Source organism: Mycoplana sp. ABR4_002 (genome assembly GCF_056159645.1).
Genome location: NZ_JBSWVO010000001.1, coordinates 1925900 through 1948400 on the forward strand (window position 1 = coordinate 1925900; position 22501 = coordinate 1948400).

18 protein-coding genes and 1 pseudogene are annotated in these 22501 nt (G+C 66.3%); 11 read left to right on the forward strand and 8 right to left on the reverse strand.

Annotation, left to right across the window (positions count from 1 at the left end):
- Positions 1-2 precede the first annotated feature (2 nt).
- Complete coding sequence (locus tag ACXAGF_RS09405; protein WP_475016390.1) at positions 3-590, reverse strand: deaminase; 588 nt, start codon at positions 588-590, stop codon at positions 3-5.
- Positions 591-801: 211 nt separating this feature from the next.
- Between ACXAGF_RS09405 and cysG the strand changes: the two genes are divergently transcribed.
- The 5 genes from cysG to ACXAGF_RS09430 all read left to right on the forward strand — a co-directional run bounded on the left by cysG (position 802) and on the right by ACXAGF_RS09430 (position 5789).
- Complete coding sequence (gene cysG / locus ACXAGF_RS09410) at positions 802-2241, forward strand: siroheme synthase CysG (protein ID WP_475016392.1); 1440 nt, start codon at positions 802-804, stop codon at positions 2239-2241.
- Position 2242: 1 nt separating this feature from the next.
- A complete protein-coding gene (locus ACXAGF_RS09415) occupies positions 2243-2560 on the forward strand; it encodes a DUF2849 domain-containing protein (RefSeq protein ID WP_475016394.1) in 318 nt (105 codons plus the stop codon).
- 10 nt (positions 2561-2570) lie between these two features.
- Positions 2571-4241 carry a nitrite/sulfite reductase gene (locus tag ACXAGF_RS09420; protein WP_475016396.1) on the forward strand — a complete coding sequence of 557 codons (1671 nt, stop codon included), beginning with the start codon at positions 2571-2573 and terminating at the stop codon, positions 4239-4241.
- A gap of 13 nt (positions 4242-4254) precedes the next feature.
- Positions 4255-4755 carry a DUF934 domain-containing protein gene (locus ACXAGF_RS09425; protein WP_475016398.1) on the forward strand — a complete coding sequence of 167 codons (501 nt, stop codon included), beginning with the start codon at positions 4255-4257 and terminating at the stop codon, positions 4753-4755.
- Positions 4756-4976: 221 nt separating this feature from the next.
- Positions 4977-5789: a ferredoxin--NADP reductase gene (locus ACXAGF_RS09430; protein ID WP_475016400.1), complete on the forward strand. Its 813-nt coding sequence runs from the start codon at positions 4977-4979 to the stop codon at positions 5787-5789.
- 141 nt (positions 5790-5930) lie between these two features.
- Here the strand turns inward: ACXAGF_RS09430 and ACXAGF_RS09435 are convergent, their stop codons facing one another.
- Complete coding sequence (locus tag ACXAGF_RS09435) at positions 5931-7568, reverse strand: M10 family metallopeptidase (RefSeq protein ID WP_475016402.1); 1638 nt, start codon at positions 7566-7568, stop codon at positions 5931-5933.
- A 241-nt stretch (positions 7569-7809) separates the two neighbouring features.
- Here ACXAGF_RS09435 and ACXAGF_RS09440 point away from each other — a divergent pair, with 241 nt between their 5' ends.
- Positions 7810-7977 (forward strand): hypothetical protein, encoded by a 168-nt coding sequence (locus tag ACXAGF_RS09440; RefSeq protein ID WP_475016404.1) that lies wholly within the window; start codon positions 7810-7812, stop codon positions 7975-7977.
- A gap of 86 nt (positions 7978-8063) precedes the next feature.
- Here ACXAGF_RS09440 and ACXAGF_RS09445 read toward each other — a convergent pair whose 3' ends face one another.
- Genes ACXAGF_RS09445 through ACXAGF_RS09465 form a run of 5 tightly spaced genes read right to left on the reverse strand, consistent with a single transcriptional unit; the run spans position 8064 to position 13542 of the window.
- Complete coding sequence (locus ACXAGF_RS09445) at positions 8064-9290, reverse strand: molybdopterin molybdotransferase MoeA (protein ID WP_475016406.1); 1227 nt, start codon at positions 9288-9290, stop codon at positions 8064-8066.
- A gap of 2 nt (positions 9291-9292) precedes the next feature.
- A complete protein-coding gene (gene moaC, locus ACXAGF_RS09450; RefSeq protein WP_475016410.1) occupies positions 9293-9790 on the reverse strand; it encodes a cyclic pyranopterin monophosphate synthase MoaC in 498 nt (165 codons plus the stop codon).
- Positions 9790-10605 carry an indole-3-glycerol phosphate synthase TrpC gene (trpC, locus tag ACXAGF_RS09455; RefSeq protein WP_475016412.1) on the reverse strand — a complete coding sequence of 272 codons (816 nt, stop codon included), beginning with the start codon at positions 10603-10605 and terminating at the stop codon, positions 9790-9792. The genes moaC and trpC overlap by 1 nt, the downstream gene beginning before the upstream one ends.
- A gap of 15 nt (positions 10606-10620) precedes the next feature.
- Positions 10621-11637 carry an anthranilate phosphoribosyltransferase gene (trpD, locus tag ACXAGF_RS09460; protein WP_475016415.1) on the reverse strand — a complete coding sequence of 339 codons (1017 nt, stop codon included), beginning with the start codon at positions 11635-11637 and terminating at the stop codon, positions 10621-10623.
- A 24-nt stretch (positions 11638-11661) separates the two neighbouring features.
- Positions 11662-13542 carry a SurA N-terminal domain-containing protein gene (locus ACXAGF_RS09465; RefSeq protein WP_475016417.1) on the reverse strand — a complete coding sequence of 627 codons (1881 nt, stop codon included), beginning with the start codon at positions 13540-13542 and terminating at the stop codon, positions 11662-11664.
- Positions 13543-13878: 336 nt separating this feature from the next.
- Here ACXAGF_RS09465 and ACXAGF_RS09470 point away from each other — a divergent pair, with 336 nt between their 5' ends.
- From ACXAGF_RS09470 to ACXAGF_RS09490, 5 genes and pseudogenes are all read left to right on the forward strand, one after another.
- Positions 13879-15522 (forward strand): Na/Pi cotransporter family protein, encoded by a 1644-nt coding sequence (locus tag ACXAGF_RS09470; RefSeq protein WP_475016419.1) that lies wholly within the window; start codon positions 13879-13881, stop codon positions 15520-15522.
- Between the two features lie 74 nt (positions 15523-15596).
- Entirely contained in the window at positions 15597-16976 is a 1380-nt protein-coding gene (gene glmU, locus ACXAGF_RS09475; protein WP_475016421.1) for a bifunctional UDP-N-acetylglucosamine diphosphorylase/glucosamine-1-phosphate N-acetyltransferase GlmU, read from the forward strand.
- Positions 16977-17189: 213 nt separating this feature from the next.
- Complete coding sequence (glmS, locus tag ACXAGF_RS09480; protein ID WP_475016424.1) at positions 17190-19016, forward strand: glutamine--fructose-6-phosphate transaminase (isomerizing); 1827 nt, start codon at positions 17190-17192, stop codon at positions 19014-19016.
- Positions 19013-19507: a GNAT family N-acetyltransferase gene (locus ACXAGF_RS09485; protein WP_475016426.1), complete on the forward strand. Its 495-nt coding sequence runs from the start codon at positions 19013-19015 to the stop codon at positions 19505-19507. Before glmS ends, ACXAGF_RS09485 begins: the two co-directional genes overlap by 4 nt.
- Before the next feature lie 21 nt (positions 19508-19528).
- A pseudogene (locus tag ACXAGF_RS09490) lies at positions 19529-20220 on the forward strand (DUF502 domain-containing protein).
- Between the two features lie 7 nt (positions 20221-20227).
- On the opposite strand, the gene recG reads toward ACXAGF_RS09490, so the two are convergent.
- Positions 20228-22333, reverse strand: a complete 2106-nt coding sequence (gene recG / locus ACXAGF_RS09495; protein ID WP_475016430.1) for an ATP-dependent DNA helicase RecG — start codon at positions 22331-22333, stop codon at positions 20228-20230.
- Positions 22334-22501 lie beyond the last annotated feature (168 nt).

Consider the following 22501-nt stretch of genomic DNA (forward strand, 5'->3'; position numbering starts at 1 on the left):
GCTCAGTTGAGCGGGATGGTGTTCGCGCTCTTGCCGGATTGGTAGCTGTCCGAGAGGCGGTCGTAAACGGCGCGGATGCGGGCGTCCTGCGCCTGCAGCGAGGACTTTTCCGGTTCCGGCGCGGTGGCGATCAGGTCGCCGATCGCGGCCGAGCGCCAGAATGCGTTTTTCTTCGCATAGCCGCCCGGCTCCAGGCGGAACACTTCCTTGAGGATCTTCAGGTCGTGCGGAATGGCGAAGGCGTCGCGGGAGTCCTCGTGGGTGAAGAAATAGTAGAAATTGTCGAACCCCGCCCAGGTGATGGCCGACAGGCACATGGAGCAGGGCTCGTGTGTGGACAGGAAGACGAGGTCCTTCGTGTCCGGCTTGTCCGCCCGCTCATAGAAGCGCTTCAGCGTGTGCACCTCGCCGTGCCAGAGCGGGTTTTCCGTTTCATTGTTCGTCTCGGCGACGACGAGCGACAGGTCGGACTTCCGCAGGATCGCGGCGCCAAAGATCTTGTTGCCGGCGGCGACGCCTTTGGTGGTCAGCGGAAGGACGTCACCTTCGATGACGTCGAGCAAGCGTTTTGCCAGCGCAGCTTGATCCATGGGGAGTCCTTCTCGAAGTGGTGGGTACGGAGAAAGCTTTAGCGGTCGCGCCGGTGGCTAGGCAAGGCCGGACAGGGTAACGGAGATATTTGCTCCAAAAGCTGGCCGGGGGAGCAAAACAATACGCCCGCCGAAAATGGCACGGATTTCTGTTTCTTCATTTCGGCTCTGCGATTGGCGATAGTTCGCCACACTTGAACCGGATCATGTGATGCAGCGAGCCCAGGACAGACTTTCGGTGTTTCCCGCCTTCTTTCGCGTCAGCGGCAGGAGCGTCGTCGTCGTCGGCGGCGGCGATGAGGCTTATGCCAAGGTCCGGCTGCTGCGCAACACCGACGCCGCCATCACCGTCGCCGCCGCCCAACTGGAAGCGGACTTCGCCGCCTACCTGCGGCGTGAGTCGATCGCGGTCGTGCCCGCCGGCCCCATGGTCGAAATCCTGTCCGGCGCGACCCTGGTCTTTGCCGCCACCGGAAACGCGGCAGCCGACCGGTCGATCGTCGAGACGGCCCGCAGGCTGCGCATCCCGGCCAATGCAGTCGACCAGCCCGAGTATTGCGATTTCTTCACGCCGGCGCTGGTCAACCGCGCGCCGGTGGCCGTGGCGATCGGCACGGAGGGGGCGGGGCCGGTGCTGGCCCAGATTATCCGCGGCCAGATCGACCAGTTGCTGTCGCCCTCGCTCGGTCGGCTCGCCAAGCTGGCCGCATCCTATCGCGACGTGGTGGAAAGCCTCGTTCCGCGCGGCGCCACGCGCCGCGTCTTCTGGCGCCGGTTCTTCCAGGGGGCGGTGGCCGACGGGATCAATGCCGGCGACGAGGACGAGGCCCGGCGCCGGGCGACGCAGTTGCTGGCGACCGCACAAGGAGCCGAGGGCCATGTCTGGCTGGTCGGCGCCGGTCCGGGCGCCGAGGATCTGCTGACGCTGCGCGCCCAACGGGTGATGATGGAGGCCGATGCGATCGTCTTCGACGCGCTTGTGCCGCAGGCGATCGTCGACATGGGCCGGCGCGACGCCGAGCGGATTGCCGTCGGCAAGCGCAAGGGGTGCCATTCGAAGTCGCAGGACGAGATCAACGATCTGCTGGTCGAACTCGGACGGTCCGGCAGGCGCGTCGTGCGCCTGAAGTCCGGCGACCCGCTGGTCTACGGCCGTGCCGCGGAGGAGATGTCGGCGCTGCGCGGCGCCGGCATCACCTACGAAATCGTGCCCGGCATCACCTCGGCTTTCGCGGCGGCTGCCGATTTCGAGTTGCCGTTGACGCTGCGCGGCGTTGCTTCCTCGCTGGTCTTCACCACCGGCCACGACCTGACCGGCGCGGTCCTGCCCGACTGGGCGCGGCTTGCCGTGTCCGGCGCGACGATCGCCGTCTATATGGGCCGCACCGTCGCCGCCTCGGTGGCAACGCGCCTGATGCAGGCCGGGCTGCCGGCCGAGACGACGGTGGCGGTGGTGGAGAACGCCAGCCGGGCCGACAAGCGCCTGCTGCACGGCACGCTCAAGGACCTGCCGGACCTGCAGTATCGCGACGAACTGACCGGCCCGGTGATGGTCGTCATCGGCGACGCGGTCGCCGGCGCCAATTTCGAACATTCCGTACCCCTCGTGCGCGCCCGCGCGCCGGCGGACAACGCATATCTGGGAGCATGACATGGCAGATAAGGTCCTGACAGCAAACCGGCTGTCGGACGGGGTTTCCGTCTGGCTCGACGCCGCCGGCAACTGGAACGAGTCGCTGCAGGCGGCCTTCGTCGCCCGCCACAAGGAGGCCGTTGAAGCCCTCGAGGCCACCGGCAAGCGCGACTTTGCCGATAACAAGGTGGTCGACGTCAACGTCGTCGACGTCGAGGAGGTCGGCGGCGTGCTGCGACCACTGCGCATGCGTGAGCGCATCCGCGCCGAAGGCCCGTCCATTCCATACGCAGCCGGTTATGCCGGGCTGAAAGAGACCCGTTCCGCCGCGGCCTGAAGGACAAGACATGTACCGTTACGACGAATTCGACCACGCCTTTGTCGCCGACCGCGTCGCGCAGTTCCGCGACCAGGTTTCCCGACGCCTGTCGGGAGAACTGGCTGAAGACGCCTTCAAGCCGCTGCGGCTGATGAACGGCGTCTACCTGCAACTGCACGCCTACATGTTGCGCGTCGCGATCCCCTACGGGACGTTAAACAGCCGCCAGATGCGGATGCTGGCGCATATCGCCCGCAAATACGACCGCGGCTACGGCCATTTCACCACCCGCCAGAACATCCAGTACAACTGGCCGGCGCTCGCCGACATGCCGGACGCGCTCGCCGACCTTGCCAGCGTCGAGATGCACGCGATCCAGACCTCCGGCAATTGCATCCGCAACGTCACCGCCGACCACTTCGCCGGCGCTGCCGCGGACGAGGTCGCCGATCCGAGGCCCTATGCCGAGATCCTGCGCCAGTGGTCCTCGGTTCATCCCGAGTTCTCCTATCTGCCGCGCAAGTTCAAGATTGCCGTGACCGGCGCCGAGCGCGACCGGGCCGCGATCCAGGTGCACGACATCGGCCTGCACCTGAAGAAGGACGAGCAGGGCCGGATCGGCTTTGCCGTCTATGTCGGGGGCGGGCAGGGCCGCACGCCGATGGTTGCCAAGAAGATCAACGACTTCCTGCCGGAAGCGGATCTGCTCTCCTACATCACCGCGATCATGCGCGTGTACAACCTCCATGGCCGGCGCGACAACAAGTACAAGGCGCGCATCAAGATCCTGGTGCACGAGACGGGCGTCGAGGAACTGTCGCGCCAGATCGAGGCCGAGTTTGCCGCGCTGAAGAACACCGAACTGAAGCTGCCCGAGGCCGACATCAAGGCCATTACGGCCTACTTCGCCCCGCCGCCGCTGGCGCCGCGGGCCGAAGGCTGGGCCAGCCTCGCCGGCTGGAAGAAGGCGGATTCCGACTTCGCGCGCTGGGTCCAGCAGAACGTCCATCCGCACAAGCATCCCGACTACGGCATGGTGACGATCTCCCTCAAGCCGATCGGCGGCATCCCGGGCGACGCGACCGACGCGCAGATGGAGGCGGTTGCCGACATCGCCGAGGAGTATGCCTTCGACGAGATCCGCGTCAGCCACGAGCAGAACCTGATCCTGCCGCATGTGGCGCTCGCCGACCTCGAGCCGGTCTATCGTGCGCTGGTCGCCGCCGGGCTGGCCACGGCCAATGCCGGGCTGATCACCGATATCATCGCCTGTCCGGGACTGGACTACTGCGCGTTGGCCAACGCCCGCTCGATCCCGGTCGCGCAGGAAATCTCCAGCCGCTTTGGCGCGCCCGAGCGGCAGGCCGAGATCGGCGAACTGAAGATCAAGATTTCGGGCTGCATCAATGCCTGCGGCCATCACCATGTCGGCCACATCGGCCTGCTCGGCGTCGAGAAGAAGGGCGAGGAACTCTATCAGATCACGCTTGGCGGCTCCGGCGACGAGACCACCTCGATCGGCGAGATCATCGGCCGCGGCTTCGAACCGGCGAAGGTCACCGACGCGGTCGAGGTGATCGTCGATACCTATCTGGGCCTGCGGAACGATCCGTCCGAGACATTCCTGGCGGCCTATCGCCGCGTCGGGCCGCAGCCGTTCAAGGACGCGCTCTACGGCAATGCGGCGGAAGCGGCTTAAGGGGGCGCTGGAAATGACGAAGATCTGGAAGGAAAGCGGCTTTGTGAACGACGACCCGTGGGTCATCGAGACCGACGAGGCCACGGCCGGCTCCAACGAGAAGGCGATCATCGGGCTCGAGGACTTCCTCGCCCGCGCAGAGGACGGCGACGAAAGCGGCTTCGGCGTGCTGATCAACCCAGCCGACGATGTCAGCAAGCTCGGGCCGCATCTCGACCGGCTGGCCCTCGTCGCTCTGGCGTTCCCGGCCTTCAATGACGGGCGGGCCTTCAGCCATGCCTCGTTGCTGCGGGCGCGGCTCGGGTTTGCGGGCGAGGTGAGGGCGGTGGGCGACGTACTGATCGACCAGATCCCACTGATGCTCCGTTGCGGCATCGACAGCTTCGCCGTGACCAACGCCACGGCCCTGAAGCGGTTGGCCGAAAACCGGCTGCCCGGCATCGACAACCACTACCAGCCGGCGGCCAAGGCCGCCGCCGACGCCCGGTCCTACAGCTGGCGGCGCGTCGGCTGACGCAAAATGTCGCGAGAACGGCCCGCTTTCGGCTGCTGCCGGGAGCGGGTCTTTCTTTTTGTTGCAGTGCAATCTATAACGCAGCCACGGTCACGAGACGGGCATGAAATGCAATTTGCGCTTGGCCGCTGCGATTGGAACGCAATGCCTTCCTAAGCGGGGCGCGATATAATATCTGCCTATACGCACCAAGTTTCGCACATCGCAGGAAAAGACCACGCATGAACGCGCCAGCCAAGACTGAAGATCTCGCAGCCTCCGTTCCCGCCGGCGTCTATGCCGAGACGGTCACGAACGTGCAGCATTACACCGATCGCCTGTTCCGCTTCCGCATGACGCGTCCCGACGGCTTTCGCTTCCGCTCCGGCGAGTTTGCGATGATCGGTCTGATGGTGGACGGAAAGCCCGTCTACCGCGCCTATTCGATCGCGAGCCCGGCCTGGGACGAGGAGCTGGAGTTCTTCTCGATCAAGGTCCCGGACGGCCCGCTGACATCGCACCTCCAGCAGATCAAGCAGGGCGACCAGGTGCTGATGCGCAAGAAGCCCACCGGCACGCTCGTGCTGGACGCGCTGACCGCCGGCAAGCGCCTCTACATGTTCTCCACCGGCACGGGCATTGCGCCCTTCGCCAGCCTAATCCGCGATCCGGAGACCTACGAAAAGTTCGATGAGGTCATCCTGACCCATACCTGCCGCGAGGTCTCCGAGCTGAAATACGGATTCGATCTCGTTGAGGAGATCGCCAAGGACGAGTTGCTGTCCGAGGTCGTCGGCGGCAAGCTGCGCCACTATGCGACCGTGACCCGCGAGCCTTTCCCCTATCAGGGCCGGATCACCGACCTCATCGGCAACGGCAAGATGTTCGCCGACCTCGGCGTCGCTCCCTTCGATCCCGCGGTCGATCGCGCGATGATCTGCGGCTCGTCGGCCATGCTGAAGGAAACGAAGGCCCTTCTCGAGGGTGCGGGGCTGACCGAAGGGGCGAACAACAAGCCGGGCGAGTTCGTCATCGAGCGCGCCTTCGTCGACTGAGTTCAGCGTTTTCTGTTCGAACGGGCGCTGCCGCAGGGTGGCGCCTGTTTGATTCTCGGCGCGCAGGTCCGCAGTTGCCGGCAGCGCCATCCCACAGCTCTCGTGGCCGGATTGCGTCCGGCCATGAGCGGCTGAGGCGGCTCAGACGAGGATGAAGTCGCCCTTGTCGAGATTGTCGGCGTCGAATCTCTTCAGAAGCAGGGTGTCCGTCGAAGAGAACCGGATCTCGGTGTCGGCACCGATCTGGCTCGCCTTGCTCAATACGGATTCGACGCTGCTGAAGCCATAGGTTCGCAGGTCGATCTGGTCGGCGCCGTCGGTGAAATCGGTGATCGTGTCCTTGCCGAAGCCTTTTCGGAAGACGAAGTCGTCGTTGCCGGCACCGCCGGTGAGGATGTCGTTGCCGGCACCGCCGACAATGCGATTGGCGCCGTTGTTGCCGATCAGCCGATCGTCATAGCTCGTACCTGTCAGGTTCTCGATCGACGAATACGTGTCGCCCTTGGCATCGTTGGTGTTGATTTTCGCGTTTGCCAGGCTGGCGGTGACGCCTTTGCTCGCGCCGGAGTAGGATGCCGTGTCGCTGCCCGAACCGCCCACCAGCCTGTCGGCCCCGGAGCCGCCGAAGAGAAAGTCATTGCCGCTCGCGCCGTCGAGCGTGTCCGCGCCGGAACCGCCATACAGCGTGTCGTTGCCCTCGCGGCCGTAGAGCTTGTCGTTGCCGCCATTGCCGTACAGCTTGTTCTTCGCCTGGTTGCCGGTGATCGTGTCGCTGGCGGAGCCGCCCTTGGCGTTCTCGATGAGCGAGCGCGTGTCGTCCTTGTAGAGCTGGGCGTTGAAGATGTTGCCGCGTGCAAAGCCATCGTTCGGTCCGCCGCCCAGGTAGGACAGCTGCGTCTCGCTGAACAGCGAGTGGGATCCGGGGCGAAGATCGACGGCGACGCTGCTGCGGTAGGACGACAGGTCGTAGGTATCGATGCCCCCACCGTCCCAGACCGTAGCGAAAATCCGGTTCGCGCCGGGGGCAATGGCGACGGCACCATTGACCAGTGTCTCTCCGCTCGTCGGATTCCATTTGTAGGTGGTGTTGCCGGAATTGGTCGTGAAGTCGGCGCCGTATATCTGCTGGAGGGCGGCGATGTCGGCCATCATGTAGGTCTGCGGTGCGCCGTAGTTCTCGTAGCGATAGTAGCCGCTGGTGTCGCCGACATAGGACCGATAGGTCATGACGGTGTATTCGAGCGAGTTGTAGGCGGTCGGCATCGTCGCCAGACCTTCACCCGGATGCTCGAGACCCAGCGCATGACCGAGTTCGTGCAGAAGCGTGTGCCAGGCGTAGTTGCCGGCGACCGGGTTGCGCATGTCGTTGGACGTGCCGGCGTATTTGGTGCCGAACCACACGTCGCCCGCCTGCCTGGCCCCGCCTGGGAAATAGGCCTTTGCCGTCGGGTTGTTGTAGGTGGACTCGGCGAGGCGAACGGTGGCCGTGCTCGGGTCGCTCGCCTGGGACAGGTTGAGATTGGTGAAGCCCTCGATCGAAAAGCCGTCATTGGCGGTGGAGCCGTAGGACTGCTCCATGGCGAACAGGGCAGCCTGCTTGACCTTCTCGGAAACGGTCCCGAAGCCCTGGCCGGGTTCGCCGGCATAGCCATAGACGGAACTCGACGTCGGGAAGGCATAGGTGACCTGGCCGCTCCAGGCCCTGTCGCCGATGATCGCGTCGATGAAGGATGATCCGCTCGCGGAGACCGTCTTGGTGTTGGTAGCTGTGCCGCTCATTCACATTTCCTTGTTCGAAGGCAGGCCGAACTCATTGGCCCTGACGAGCATTCCCCTATCGTACATACTGTCCAATGCTTAACGGCGCGTGCGTGAGGCACCGCCAGTTTGCGATGACACTTGGAGGTACGATGGAGAAGCCATGATGTCGCCGGCCACATTTTGCTCCATTCTTGTGGCGGTTCTCGTCGGTGCTGCGCCGGCGACCCTGGTAAACGACGCATCCCCGGTGGGAGGAAACATGCAGGAAGGCCCAGACGCGCGTGAGGCGATAGCGGCAGAATATGCCCGTCTCAAGGCAAGGGGGACACGCGAGGCGCTGGAGTTGTTCATCGCCCGTCATCCGGGCGATCCGCTTTCGGAGAAGGCCAGGCAGGAGATCGAGCGGCTCTACGGGAAAACCGAGTGAGCATAGGCACTTGCTGCAGCGAGGTGGCCCCTGCTTGACGCCGGGGGCGCGCGGACGGTCGTCCAACTCGCGGCGCCCCGGCGAGCCTAGCTGGCCGTCGGCGACCGGAGCAGCAGCACTTCGCAAGGATCGCCAGGCTCGGCCGGATCGGCCAGCGGCGGGCGGATGATCAGGCAGTTCGCCGCGGCGAAGACCTTCATCATCGATGAATCCTGGACCGGGAACGGGGTCGCCACCAGTACGCCGTCGCCGCGCGGCTCCACCGTCGCGCGCAGGTAGTCCTGTCGCCTGTCGTTGGCAGCCAGCCGCGCACCCGTCACGGCAAGGGTGCGGCGGTCGGGTTGGGGCATGCGGGCGAGACGCTTGACCAGCGGCTCGAGAAAGAGCAGCGAGCACACCATGCTCGATACCGGGTTTCCCGGCAGGCCAAGGATCTGCATAGCGCCCAGCCGCCCCACCATCAGAGGTTTCCCCGGGCGCATCGCCACGCGCCAGAAGTCCAGTTCCATGCCGGCCGACAGCAGTACCGGCTGAATGAGGTCGTGATCCCCCACGGAGGCGCCCCCCAGCGTCACAAGTACGTCGGCACCGCAGGCCCTGGCCCAGTCGACCGCGTCGAGGATCGCATTCGGATCGTCCGCTGCGATGCCGAGGTCGATGACCTCGGCGCCGGCCTCACGCGCGATCGCGGCGACGCCGTAGCTGTTGGAGGCGACGATCTGGCTTGGTCCGAGCGCGGAGCCCGGCGGCACAAGTTCGTCGCCGGTGGCGAGCAGCGCGATCTTCGGCGGGGCATAGACCTCGACCACGGGATGGTTCATCGCGGCGGCTACCAGCAGCCTGCCGGCGTCGAGCAGTTCATCCTTCCGGAGTACGACCTCGTCCTGACGGAAGTCCTGGCCGCGCGGCCGGACATGGCGGCCGCGCGGCGGCACGAACGTCGAACGGATCCGGCCGTCCTCCAGCTTTTGCGCATCCTCCTGCAAGAGCACGGTGTCGGCTCCGACCGGCATCGGCGCGCCGGTCAGGATCCTGACTGTTTCGCCCGGCCCGACGCTGCCATTGAAGGCGTGCCCCGCCGCCGACCGTCCGATGACCCGCAGGACGGCGCCGGCTTCGGCGATATCGGCATGGCGAAGCGCGTAGCCGTCCATTGCCGAATTGTCGAAGGGCGGCTGGGTCAGTCGCGCCACCACATCCCTGGCCAGCACCCGGTCGCACGCCTCGTGCAGCGGAAGGCTTTCGGTTCGTTCCGGTGGTCGCGCCGCCGCCAGCAAGCGCTCGAGTGCGTCCTCCACCGGTAGAAGCGACATCGTCAGCCGCGCTCCCCACGCTTGTAATCGCCCGATTTCCCACCTGACTTCTCAACGAGCCGGATCCCTCCGATCTCCATCTCGCGGTCGGCGGCCTTGGCCATGTCGTAGACCGTGAGACAGGCGACGCTGACGGCGGTCAGCGCCTCCATTTCGACACCGGTACGGCCGGTCAATTTCGCCGTCGCCTCAACCCGCAGGCCGGGCAGGGCCGCGTCCTCGGTGATCTCGACCGAGACCTTGGTCAGCATCAGCGGGTGGCACAGCGGGATCAGGCTCGCGGTCTGCTTGGCGGCCATGATGCCGGCCAGGCGCGCGGTGCCGATGACGTCGCCCTTCTTGGCATTGCCTTCGCGAATTAGCGCCAGCGTCTCGGGGCGCATGCGCACGGTGCCTTCGGCCACGGCCACGCGGACCGTCTCTGCCTTGTCGCCGACGTCGACCATGTTGGCCTCGCCGGTGGCGCCGATGTGCGTCAGGACCCCGCCGCCAGCCTTCATCACTCGGCCGCCAGGGTTGCCGCCGAGCCGGTCAGCAGCACGCGCGTTGCGGCGGCGACGTCGTGCTGGCGCATCAGGCTTTCGCCGACGAGGAAGGTTGAAATTCCGGCATGCTTCAGGCGCTCGCAGTCGGCATGGGCGAAAATGCCGCTTTCGCCGACGAGCAGGCGGTTATCGGGGACCATCCGCGCGAGCCGCTCGGACACGGCGAGGTCGACCTCGAAGGTCCTGAGGTTGCGGTTGTTGATACCGACCAGCTTCGACTTCAGCTTCAGCGCGCGTTCCATCTCCTGCTCGTCATGGACCTCGACCAGCACATCCATGCCAAGCGAAAAGGCGCTGTCCTGAAGTCGTTCGGCCAGATCGTCCGAAAGCGAGGCCATGATCAGCAGGATGCAGTCGGCGCCCCAGGCGCGCGCTTCCTGGATCTGGTAGGTGTCGAACATGAAGTCCTTGCGCAGCGCCGGCAGGCCGCAGGCAGCCCGTGCCTGCGTCAGGAATTCCGGTGCGCCCTGAAAGCTCGGCTGGTCAGTCAGCACCGACAGGCAGGTGGCGCCGCCGGTCTCATAGGCTCTCGCCAGGGCGGGCGGGTCGAAATCCGGCCGGATCAGCCCCTTCGACGGGCTCGCTTTCTTGATCTCCGCGATCAGCCCGTAAGCACCTTCGGCCCGCCTGGCCAGAAGGCTGGCAAGGAAGCCGCGCGGCGGCTCCTGGTCACGGGCGATCGCGCGCAGCTCGGCAAGGGAAACCCGGTCCTTCGCCGCCGCGATCTCCTCGCGCTTGTAGGCCTCGATCTTCTTCAAAATGTCGGTCATGCGACGAGCCTATCCCTAATCACCGGCGTTGGAAACCGCGATCAGCCGGGCCAGCACCGTGCGGGCACTGCCGCCGTCGAGCGACTGTCGCGCAAGCTCCATCCCCTGGCCGAGCGAGCCGGCCGTCCCGGCGACGACAAGGGCCGCCGCCGCATTCGCGAGCGAGATGTCGCGGTAGGGCGCCTGCGCCCCGTCAAGAACCGCGCGCAGCGCTTCGGCGTTGTGGGCGCCGTCGCCGCCGCGGATGTCCTCGAGGGTCACCTGCGGCAGGCCAAAGTCGGACGGCGACAGGTCGAACTGCCGAACCTTTCCGTCCTCGAGGGCTGCGACTTGGGTCGGTCCGGTCGTGGTGATCTCGTCGAGGCCGGAGCCGTGCACCACCCAGACGCCCTCGGCGCCGAGATCGCGCAGCACCTCGGCCACGGGCACCAGCCATTGCGGAGAAAAGACACCGACAAGCTGGCGCTTGACACCGCCGGGATTGGACAGAGGCCCGAGCAGGTTGAAGATCGTTCGCGTGCCGAGTTCGACCCGGGACGGGCCGACATGCTTCATCGCCGGGTGGTGCAGCGTTGCGAACATGAAGCCGAGACCGGCTTCCCTGACGCAGCGCGCGATCGCCTCCGGCCCGATGTCGAGCTTGACCCCGAGGCAGGACAGGGCATCCGCCGTGCCGGACTTCGAACTGAGTGCGCGATTGCCGTGCTTGGCGACCGGAACGCCGGCGCCGGCGACGATGATCGCGGCAAGCGTCGAGATGTTGTAGGTGCCGGCCCCGTCGCCGCCCGTGCCGACGATGTCGATCGCGTTGGCGGGCACGGCGACAGGCAGCATGCGGGCCCGCATCGAGCTGACGGCACCATAGATCTCGTCCACGGTCTCCCCGCGCACCCTCAGCGCCATGAGGAACCCGCCGATCTGCGAGGGTGTCGCCGAGCCGGACATGATGATCTCGAAGGCGGCGCGTGCCTCTTCGCGACCGAGCGGCTGGCCCGTGGCAACCTTGGCGATGAATGGTTTCAGGTCAGACATGTCCGCTCCGTTCGAGTGGCTGTATTATTGCATGCTCTGTTCTGCGAGCTGCCGGTTGACCGAGACGCCATAGGCGGACTGCAGGCTCGTGACCATCTGGTCGAGGATGTCGTCGCCGCTGGCGCGGGCGACGGCCTCGATCTGCTGATCCGCGCCGGCATCGCCCACCGCGCCACTGTTCACATCGGTAATCCGCAGGACGACCTGGCCCTCGCCGTTAACTCCCGGCGCATTGGCGACGTGGCCGGCCGGTCCGCCGAACGCCGCGGCGATGGCCGCAGGGCTGAGCGCCACATCCCCTTGCGTCTCCCGCGTGAGTCCGGCCTTCGTCTCGACGGCGATGCCCATGTCGGCGGCGATGACGTCCATAGCCTCGCCCTTGCGGATCCGCTCGGCGATCCCGGCGGCCGTCTTGGCGAGCGCCTCGCGCTGTTGCTGCGCCGTCCAGTCTGCGGCCACCACGTCGCGAACCTCGTCAAGGGTTCGGTCGCGCTCGGGCTGGACGTCGAGCACCTCGAACCAGATATAGCCTTCGCGGCCGTAGTTGACCGGCGGGTTCTCGAGACCGACCTCGGTCTTGAAGACTTCGGCGAGCAGGGCGGCCTGTTCGGGCAGGCCGAGGTCCTCGCCGTCCGTGCCCTTGCCGGTGCTGTCGACCGCCTCAATCGTAACGGCCTTGAGCTTGGCCTGGCTGGCCGCGTCCTCGATCCGGGCGCCGTCGGCCTGGGCCTCCTCGAAGCGGTCATGGACCGCCATGAGATCCTGGCTGGCCTGGGACAGCGCCAGTTCCTGGCGCAGCTCTTCCTTTACCTCCTCAAACGACCGGACGCTTTCGGGGCGGACGTTCGTCGCGCGCAGGATGACCGGACCGAAGATGCCGTCCACGACCGGCGAGGTTCCCCCGTCTTCCGCTATGGCGAAGGCCGCGGCCGCCAGGGTCTGGTCGGGCACGGTGGCCTGGCTGAAGTCGCCGAGAAGGACGTCGGTCGCGGACTTGCCTTGCTCCGTGATCAGGGCGTCGAAGCTGGTGCCGGCGGCAAGACGGGCGGCGGCCTCGTCGGCGGCGTTGCGGTCGGGGAACGTCAGTTGCTCGATGGTGCGCATTTCGTCGCTGCGGTACTTGTCCTTGCTGCGCTCGTATTCCTCGCGCAGCGCGGCATCGTCGATCGAAGAGGCGTCGACAATGTCCTGCGGCGCCAGCGCGACATAGACGATCTTGCGATATTCGGGCGCGCGGTATTTCGCCTTGTTCTTCTCGAACCAGTCGGCGAGCACGTCGTCGGCCGGCGCCTTGATCGGATCGATATTGGCGTTCGACAGCAGGAGGTAGTCGAGGGTGCGGGCCTCGTTGCGATACTGCTTGATGGCGTCCGTCAGGGTCGCGGGCGCGGCATAGCCGTCCGAGACGGCCTCGACGATCTGGCTGCGCACGGCAACCTGGCTGCGGTTGTTGATATAGTCATTCTCGCGCAAGCCGGCGTTGCGGAGGATGGAAGAGAAGGCGGCACGGTCGAACTTGCCGTTCGGTCCCCTGAAGGCGGGATCGGCGGCGATGAGCTCGGCCAGGCGATCCTCGCTGAGGCCGAGGCTCATGTCCTGCGATAGCTGATCAAGGGCGGCGCCGGCGACAAGTTCGGCGAAGACCTGGTTCTCGACGCCCAGCGCCCGGGCCTGGTCGCGCGTAAGATGCGTTCCGAAGCGCTGCGACAGCGTCGACAACTGCCGCTCATAGGCGAGGCGGAAGTCGGTCGGCGAGACCTTCACGTCGCCCACGGTCACCACCGCATTCGATGCCCCGGTGACGAGCGAGCTCGAAATACCCCACACGCCGAACGAGACGACGAGAATGAGGAGGAAGGCCTTTGCAACCCAGGTCTGGGCGCCTTTTCGCAATGATTCGAGCATACTTCGCATTCCTTACTGGCACGGCGTTGTCGCCGGACGGAACCCGTCTCTTAACGGAAAGTTTTGCGGAATAGAAGACGAAGGGGCCGCGGAATCAGTACCGGATGCCGTGGTCGGCCGACAGCGACGGCAAGGCGGCCTCCGTCTGGCGGTCAAAGGCGTCCGACAGCTCGGTCAGGTGCCGGAAGGCTTGTTTGCCGGCAAAATATTTTTGCCTGAAATGATTGATGAATCGGTGCGTGTGGTGCGAAATGCCAACGACGGTCCGGATGGTGCGGCGGCAGCTTGACGCAAGCCGCCCGGACGACGGACTGTCCGATCCCGAAAGGCATGCTGATGGCTTCTCTTATCGTGACAATCAACCTCTTCGGCGCCGTCGCCATGCTTCTGTTCGGCCTGGCGCAGGTCAAGGACGGGGTGACCCGCGCCTTCGGCGGCCGCCTGCGCAAGGGATTGGCGCTTGGCACGGGTGGTCCGCTGCGGGCATTCGCCGCTGGATTCCTGTCGACGATCGCGCTGCAGAGTTCGACCGCGACGGCGCTGATGACGGCCTCGTTCGTCGAGAAGAACCTCATCCGGTCGCGCATGGCGCAGATCGTGCTGCTGGGCGCCAATGTCGGCACCGCCGTGACGGCGTGGATCGTCGCGACCGGTATCGCCTGGGTCGCACCGCTGGTCATCCTGATCGGCATGATTCTCTACAAGTCCGCATCGACGGCGCGCCAGGGTGCAGGATCAGCGCTGGTGGGCATCGGGCTGATGTTGCTTTCGCTGCACCTGCTGAGCCTTGCGACCGAGCCGATGCGCCAGTCGCCAGCGCTCGCCGCGTTCCTGACGCTGCTGGACGGCGCCTGGCCCGTGGCCCTGCTGTTCTCGACCGTGCTCGCCTTCGTCGCCTCGTCCAGCCTTGCCATCGTCGTGCTGATCCTGTCGCTGACGACCATGGGCATCCTCTCGCCGGCCCTGACGCTGGTGCTGGTGCTGGGGGCCAATCTCGGCGGTGCCATACCGCCGGTCGTCGCGACGCTGAAGTCGCCGGCGCCGGTGCGGCGGGTGACGCTCGGCAATCTCATCGTGCGCGCTGTCGGTTGTCTTGTGGCTCTTCCCCTGGCAGGGGTGGCGGCCGATGCGCTGATGCAGCTGCCGCTGTCGGCATCGAAATTGCCGGTCGACGCGCACCTCGCCTTCAACCTCGTCGTTGCCCTGGCCTTCTGGCCGCTGTCGTCACTGCTGGCGCGGCTGATGGAACGGCTGGTGCCGGACGAACCGCCGGGCGAGACCGGGCCGCATCACCTCGACGAGGCGGCTCTTTCGACACCGGTCGTGGCGCTGTCCGGCGCGGCGCGGGAAGTGCTGCGCGTGGGCGACCTGATCGAGATCATGCTGATGCATGTGATGAAGGCCTTCGAGGAGAACAATCTGGCCGAACTGGCAAGGATCGCAACGCTGGAGAAGCAGGTCGACGGTCTGCAGCAGGCGATCAAGATCTATCTTTCGCGCCTTGGGCATAACGGCCTGAACGCCGAAAATTCCGCGCGCTCGATCGTCATCATCGACTATGCGATCAATCTCGAACATGTCGGTGACATCATCGAGAAAGGCCTGCAGGAACAGGTGAACAAGAAGATCGTCAACGGCCTGATGTTCTCGGAAGACGGCTATGCCGAACTGACGGACCTGTTCAATCTGACGCTCGAAAACCTCCGCATCGCCCAGACGATCCTCGTGACCCGCGACTTTGCGCTGGCGCGGCGGCTCGTGGAGGTGAAGGTCGCGGTTCGGCATCTGGAGAAGCAGTCGTCCGAGCGGCATCTGGCCCGGCTTCGCGACGGCCGGCTCGAGAGCCTGCAGACCAGTTCGCTCCACCTCGACATGCTGCGCGACCTGAAGCGCATCAACGCCCACCTGGTGTCGGTGGCCTATCCGATTCTCGATGAGAGCGGTCTTCTGGTGGAAAGCCGGCTGCGGCGCACCGAGTAGCGCCGTTTTCCCTTTGTCTGTGACCGGGTGCCTTTGCTAAGGATCGGCATCGGAGATGTTCAGCGAGGGAAGTGATGTCCAGGGACGAGAACAAACGCAGCTGCCTGGCCGTGATCCTGGCCGCCGGCGAAAGCACCCGCATGAAATCGTCCCTGTCGAAGGTGCTGCATCCGATCGGCAACCGGCCGATGATCGCCCATGTGGTCGACGCGCTCGCCGCGGCGGGGATCACCGACGTGGCGCTGGTGCTCGGCCGCGATGCCGAACGGGTCGAGGCCGCGGCCCGCAACCCGGCCGTGCGCGCCGAGACCCATGTCCAGACAGAGCGCCTCGGTACCGCCCATGCCGTGCTGGCCGCGCGGGCGGCCATCGCCCGAGGATATGACGACGTGCTCGTCGTCTTCGGCGACACTCCGCTCTTGACGCCCGCACCGCTGTTGGCGGCGCGGGACGGGTTGGCCGGCGGCAGCGACGTGGTGGTCGTCGGCTTCATGGCCGCCGATCCCTTCGGCTACGGCCGCCTGATCGTCCGGGACGGCGAACTGGTCGGCATCCGCGAGGAAAAGGACGCCACGGTCGAGGAGCGCGCGATTGCCTATTGCAATGGCGGCCTGATGGCGATCGACGGCGGCAAGGCGCTGGACCTTCTCGACCGGATCGGCAATGCCAACGCCAAGGGCGAGTACTACCTCACCGACATTGTCGAGGTGGTGCGGGCGTCCGGCGGCCGCGCGACGGCGGTGGAGGCTCCGGAAGAGGAACTCACCGGGTGCAACACACGGGCCGAGCTCGCCGTCATCGAGCGTCTCTGGCAGCAACGCAGGCGCACCGAGGTGATGCTGTCCGGCGTGTCCATGATCGCCCCGGAGACCGTGTTCCTGTCCCATGACACGAACATCGACCGGGACGTGATGATCGAGCCGAACGTCGTCTTCGGGCCGGGCGTGACGGTGGAGAGCGGTGCCGTGATCCACGCGTTCTCGCATCTGGAGGGCGCGCATGTCGGCGCCGGGGCTAGCGTCGGCCCCTACGCGCGGCTCCGGCCCGGCGCCAATCTCGGCGCCGATGCCAAGGTCGGCAACTTCTGTGAGGTGAAGAAGGCGGAGATCGGCGCCGGCGCCAAGGTCAACCACCTGACCTATATCGGCGACGCCTTCATTGGCGCCGGCAGTAATATCGGCGCCGGGACGATCACCTGCAACTACGACGGCATCAACAAGCACGAGACGCGAATCGGGGCGAACGCCTTCATCGGCTCGAACTCGGCGCTGGTGGCGCCGGTGACGATCGGTGACGGCGCCTATGTGGCCTCGGGCAGCGTTGTCACGCAGGACGTCCCCGACGACGCGGTCGCCTTCGGCCGCGCCCGTCAGGAGAACAAGCCCGGCCGGGCGCGGCTGATCCAGGCGCGCAACGCCGCGATCAAGGCGGCGCGAACGAAGACTGGCGACTAGCCACCCGTTGCCGGCGTTAACGGTTGAAACCGAAAGTGAGCGCGAAGCCATTGCGCTTACTACGAAAATCGATACCTCAAGGCGGAACCTGCCGCGCTGCACAGCCGAAAGTCGGAATCGATTTTCAATCCAGTGTGTGCGCGGATGAAGCTGTCGCAACCTTCGGGGCCGTAGCCGGCGAATGGCAGGGCGGACCAGACTTGGAGTGATCTCATGTGCGGTATTGTCGGCATTGTTGGAGCCGGGCCGGTGGCCGGGCGTCTCGTGGAGGCGCTGAAGCGGCTGGAGTACCGCGGCTACGATTCGGCTGGCGTGGCGACCATCCGCGACGGTCGGCTCGAGCGGCGGCGGGCCGAGGGCAAGCTGGTCAACCTGGAGGCGCGCCTCGTCGAGCAGCCGCTGGACGGGACGATCGGCATCGCCCACACCCGCTGGGCGACGCACGGCGCGCCGACCGAGGACAACGCCCATCCGCACTTCACCGACGGGGTGGCCGTCGTCCACAACGGCATCATCGAGAATTTTTCCGAGATCAAGGACGAACTGATCGCCGGCGGCGCGCGGTTCGCCACGCAGACCGATACCGAGGTGGTCGCCCAGTTGCTGTCGCGGCTGCGACGGGAAGGGCACGGCCGGCGCGACGCGATGCTGGCCATGCTGCAGCGGGTGACCGGCGCCTACGCCCTGGCGGTGATGTTCGAGGACGATCCCGCCACGATCATGGTCGCGCGCAACGGCCCACCGCTTGCCATCGGCCACGGGCAGGGCGAGATGTTTCTCGGCTCCGACGCCATCGCGCTCGCGCCGTTCACCTCCGACATCACCTATCTCGTCGACGGCGACTGGGCCGTGGTGGGCCGCAACGGCGTGCACATCTTCGACCTTGACGGCAATCCGGTCGACCGCCCGCGGCAGGTGTCCGGTGTCGCCGCCTACATGATCGACAAGGGCAACCACCGGCATTTCATGGAGAAGGAAATCCATGAGCAGTCGGAGGTCGTCTCGCACACGCTCAGCCATTATGTCGATTTCATCGACAACAAGGTGAAAAAACCGGCGCACGAGATTGATTTCGCAAATATTCCGAACTTGTCGGTGTCGGCTTGCGGTACGGCCTACCTGGCAGGTCTGGTCGGAAAATACTGGTTCGAGCGGCTGGCCCGGCTCCCCGTCGAGATCGACGTCGCCTCCGAATTCCGCTACCGCGAGATTCCTCTCAATCCGCGGTCGGCCGCGTTGTTCATCTCCCAGTCCGGCGAAACCGCCGACACGCTGGCCTCGCTCCGCTATTGCCGAGAGGCCGGCCTGAAGATCGGCGCGATCGTCAACGCGCCGGAATCGACCATCGCGCGCGAGGCCGATGTCGTGTTTCCGACCCTGGCCGGGCCGGAGATCGGCGTCGCCTCGACCAAGGCCTTCACCTGCCAGCTCGCCGTGCTGGCCTCGCTGGCGCTGCAGGCCGGCCGGGCGCGCGGGACGCTGGACGAAACGGAGGAGAAGGCGTTTGTCCGCAGCCTGGCCGAGACGCCGCGCATCATGGCGAACGTGCTGAACACCATCCAGCCGGCGATAGAACAGCTGGCCCGCGAACTGTCCAAGTGCCGCGACGTCCTCTATCTCGGGCGCGGCACGAGCTTCCCGCTGGCGCTCGAGGGCGCGCTGAAGCTCAAGGAGATTTCCTACATCCATGCCGAGGGCTATGCCGCCGGCGAGCTGAAGCACGGGCCGATCGCGCTGATCGACGAGAACATGCCGGTGATCGTGATCGCCCCGCACGATCGCTTTTTCGAGAAGACCGTTTCGAACATGCAGGAGGTGGCGGCGCGCGGCGGGCGCATCATCTTCATCACCGATGCCCGCGGCGCGGCAGCGACCAAGCTCGAGACCATGGCGACGATCGTGCTGCCGACGGTGGACGAGATCATCGCGCCGCTGGTCTTTGCCCTGCCGATCCAGCTGATCGCCTACCACACCGCGGTGCACATGGGCACCGATGTCGACCAGCCGCGCAATCTGGCGAAGTCGGTGACGGTCGAATGATCGTCCGCGACGAGGCGCAGGGCGACGACGAGACGATCCGCGACCTCACGGCTGTCGCCTTTGCGGGCGTGCCCTACAGCGACGGTTCGGAGCCGGCGATCGTCGACCGGCTGCGGGCGGCCGGCGCGCTGACGCTGTCGCTGGTGGCGGAGGAGGGTGGCGCCATCATAGGCCACGTTGCCTTTTCGCCGGTTGCGATGTCCGGACAGGGCGCGGGTTGGTACGGCCTCGGCCCGATTTCGGTCCTTCCGGCCCGGCAGCGGCAGGGAGTCGGCAGCGCGCTGGTGCGCGCCGGGCTGGCGCGGCTGCAGGCGCTCGGTGCGAAGGGTTGCGTGCTGGCAGGCGACCCGGCTTACTATGCGCGCTTCGGCTTCGCGCCGGACCCGGCCTTCACCTCGCCCGGCATCCCGCAGGAGTATTTCCTGCGCCTGGAGCTATCGACGGTTTACGCCGGCGGAACGGTTACCTATCATCCGGCCTTCTACGGGTGAGATTCCCAGCGGCTGGACGCGATGAACGAGATCATTCCCCGACTTTCCCTCGCCGCGCGGCTGCGCAACAACTTCCTCACCGGCCTCGTCATCTGCGCGCCGATCGCGATCACGATCTGGCTGACCTGGACCTTTATCCACTGGGCCGACAGCTGGGTGAAGCCGTACATTCCTACAACCCGGAGAGCTACCTCCAGTTCGCCATCCCCGGCTTCGGCCTGCTGATCGCGCTGGTGGTGATCACCCTGGTCGGTTTTCTCGGCAAGAACCTGATTGGCCGCTCGATCTTCAATTTCGGCGAGACGATCATCAACCGCACCCCGCTGGTGCGGACGATCTACAAGAGCCTGAAGCAGATCTTCGAGTCGGTGTTGAAGGAAAACGGTACCTCCTTCAACAAGGCCGGCGTGATCGAGTACCCGAGCGCGGGGCTGTGGTCGATCGTGTTCATCGCCACCGACGCCAAGGGCGAGATGAAGTCGAAGTTCGACGCCATGGGGCGAGACATGGTGGCCTGCTTCCTGCCGCCGACGCCGTTTCCGACCGCGGGCTACCTCGTCTTCGTGCCGCGCGAAAAGATCGTCCTGCTCGACATGAGCGCCGAGGACGCCGCCAAGCTGATCATCTCCGTCGGCCTGGTCAATCCGCCGGACAGGCTCCTTTCCGCGCCGACGCCGCTTTCGGCCAAGCTGCGGCGGACCTTCAAGAAGTAACGCCGGATCAGCCCGCGCGCAGGAACCGGATGGCCTCGTCACGGCGGTGGAGATAGAGCAGGGTGCGCAGCGCCGTGCCGCGCTCGGACAGAAGCTCCGGGTCCTTTTCCAGTGCGTAGGCCGCATCCTTGCGGGCGATCTCCAGCAGGTCGCCGTGCGCCTCGAGGCTGGCGATCAGGAACCCCGGCATGCCCGATTGGCGCGTGCCGAGCAGTTCGCCTTCGCCGCGCAGCTTCAGGTCCTCCTCGGCGATCCGGAACCCGTCTTCCGTCTCGCGCAGGATGCCGAGCCTGGCGCGGCCGCTTTCGCTGAGCGGCCCCTTGTACAGCAGGATGCAGGTCGAGGCCTCAGCGCCCCGGCCGACGCGGCCGCGCAGCTGGTGCAGCTGGGCCAGGCCGAAGCGCTCGGCATGTTCGATCACCATGATGCTTGCATCCGGGACGTCGACGCCGACCTCGACCACGGTCGTGGCGACGAGCAGGCGGGTATCGCCGGCCTTGAACGCCAGCATTGCCTCGTCCTTCTGCGGGCCGCCCATCTGGCCGTGCACCAGGCCGACCCTGTCGCCGAAGGCGCGGGCCAGCGAGGCATGGCGTTCCTCGACCGACATCAGTTCGGTCGCTTCGCTCTCCTCGACCAGCGGGCAGATCCAGTAAGCCTTCTTGCCCTCGGCAACGGCCTTCTGCAGCCGCTCGACGATCTCGCCGGTGCGCTCCTGCGGCACGGTCACGGTCTTGATCGGCTTGCGGCCGGCCGGCTTCTCGGTGAGCTTGGAGACGTCCATGTCGCCGAAGGCGGCGAGCACCAGCGTGCGCGGGATCGGCGTTGCGGTCATCACCAGCATGTGCGGCGAGATCCCCTTGGCGGTCAGCCGCAACCGCTGGTGCACGCCGAACCGGTGCTGCTCGTCCACCACCGCCAGCGCCAGGTCGCGGTAGCTCACATTGTCCTGGAACAGGGCGTGGGTGCCAACGACGATGCTCGTCGCACCCGTTGCGATCCGCTCAATCACCTGGTCCCGCTCGCGCCCCTTCGTGCGGCCGGTCAGGACGTCGATGGTGATGCCCGCAGGCGCGGCCATCTTCGACAGGGTGGCATGATGCTGGCGGGCGAGGATCTCGGTCGGCGCCATCAGCACCGCCTGTCCGCCCGCCTCGACCGCGGCCAGCATCGCCATCAACGCCACGGCGGTCTTTCCGGAGCCGACGTCGCCCTGCAGCAGCCGCAACATGCGCTGGTCGGTCGCCATGTCGCCGAGGATTTCGGCGACGGCGGCGGACTGGCTACCGGTCAGGGCAAAGGGCAGGGCCGCCAGCACAGGCCCGCTCAACTGTCCCGTCGCCGTCACCGGGCGCCCGGAAAGACGACGCAGGTTCTGGCGCACCAGCGCCAACGACAGCTGGCCGGCCAGGAACTCGTCATAGGCGAGCCGGCGGCGGGCGGGCGCCTGCAGTTCGATGTCGAGCGCGTCGCGTGGATGGTGCAGCGCGGCGATGGCGACCGCTGCCTCCGGGAACCCCTGTCTGGCCACAAGGCTGGGATCGATCCACTCCGGCAGTTGCGGCACCCGCAGGACCGCCGCCTCGATCGCCTTGCGCAGGGTGCGCGGCGACAGGCCGGCGGTCAGCCCGTAGACCGGCTCGACCATCGGCATGGCCTCCGCCTCGCTCGCCTTGACCATGTAGTCGGGGTGGACCATCGAGGCGCGGCCGTTGAACCAGTCGACCTTGCCGCTCACGATGACGGGCTCGTCCACGGGCAGGGCCTTCGCCAGCCAGTCGCCCTTGGCGCGGAAGAAGGTCAGCGCCAGTTCTCCGGTGTCGTCGTGCAGGAAGACCCGGTAGGGGACGTTCGTCCGGCCGCGCGGCGGTGGCTGGTGTCGGTCGACGCGGCCGGCGACCGTCACGATCGTGCCTTGCGGCGCATGGGCGATGCCGGGCTGGTTGCGCCGGTCGATCAGGCCGTGCGGCATGTGGAAGACGAGGTCGATGACGCGGCAGTCCTCCAGGCTCTCCTGGCCGAGCAGCCGGGCGAACAGCTCGCCCGTCTTCGGTCCGATGCCGGGCAGGGAGGAAAGGGAAGCAAACAGGGGATCGAGCAGGGCGGGTCGCATGCGCACAAATTGCCCCGCAGAATTGCCGCTTGGCAAGGCTGACAATCGGCTTTCGAACGACTATAGAAGCCGGCGGCGACCACCGCTTCTTCGGATGGCGCCTGGCGTCCCTGGATGGCGCCGCCTGTCTCCCCACAGGCGCCAAGATCAAATGCGGAAAGACACGGG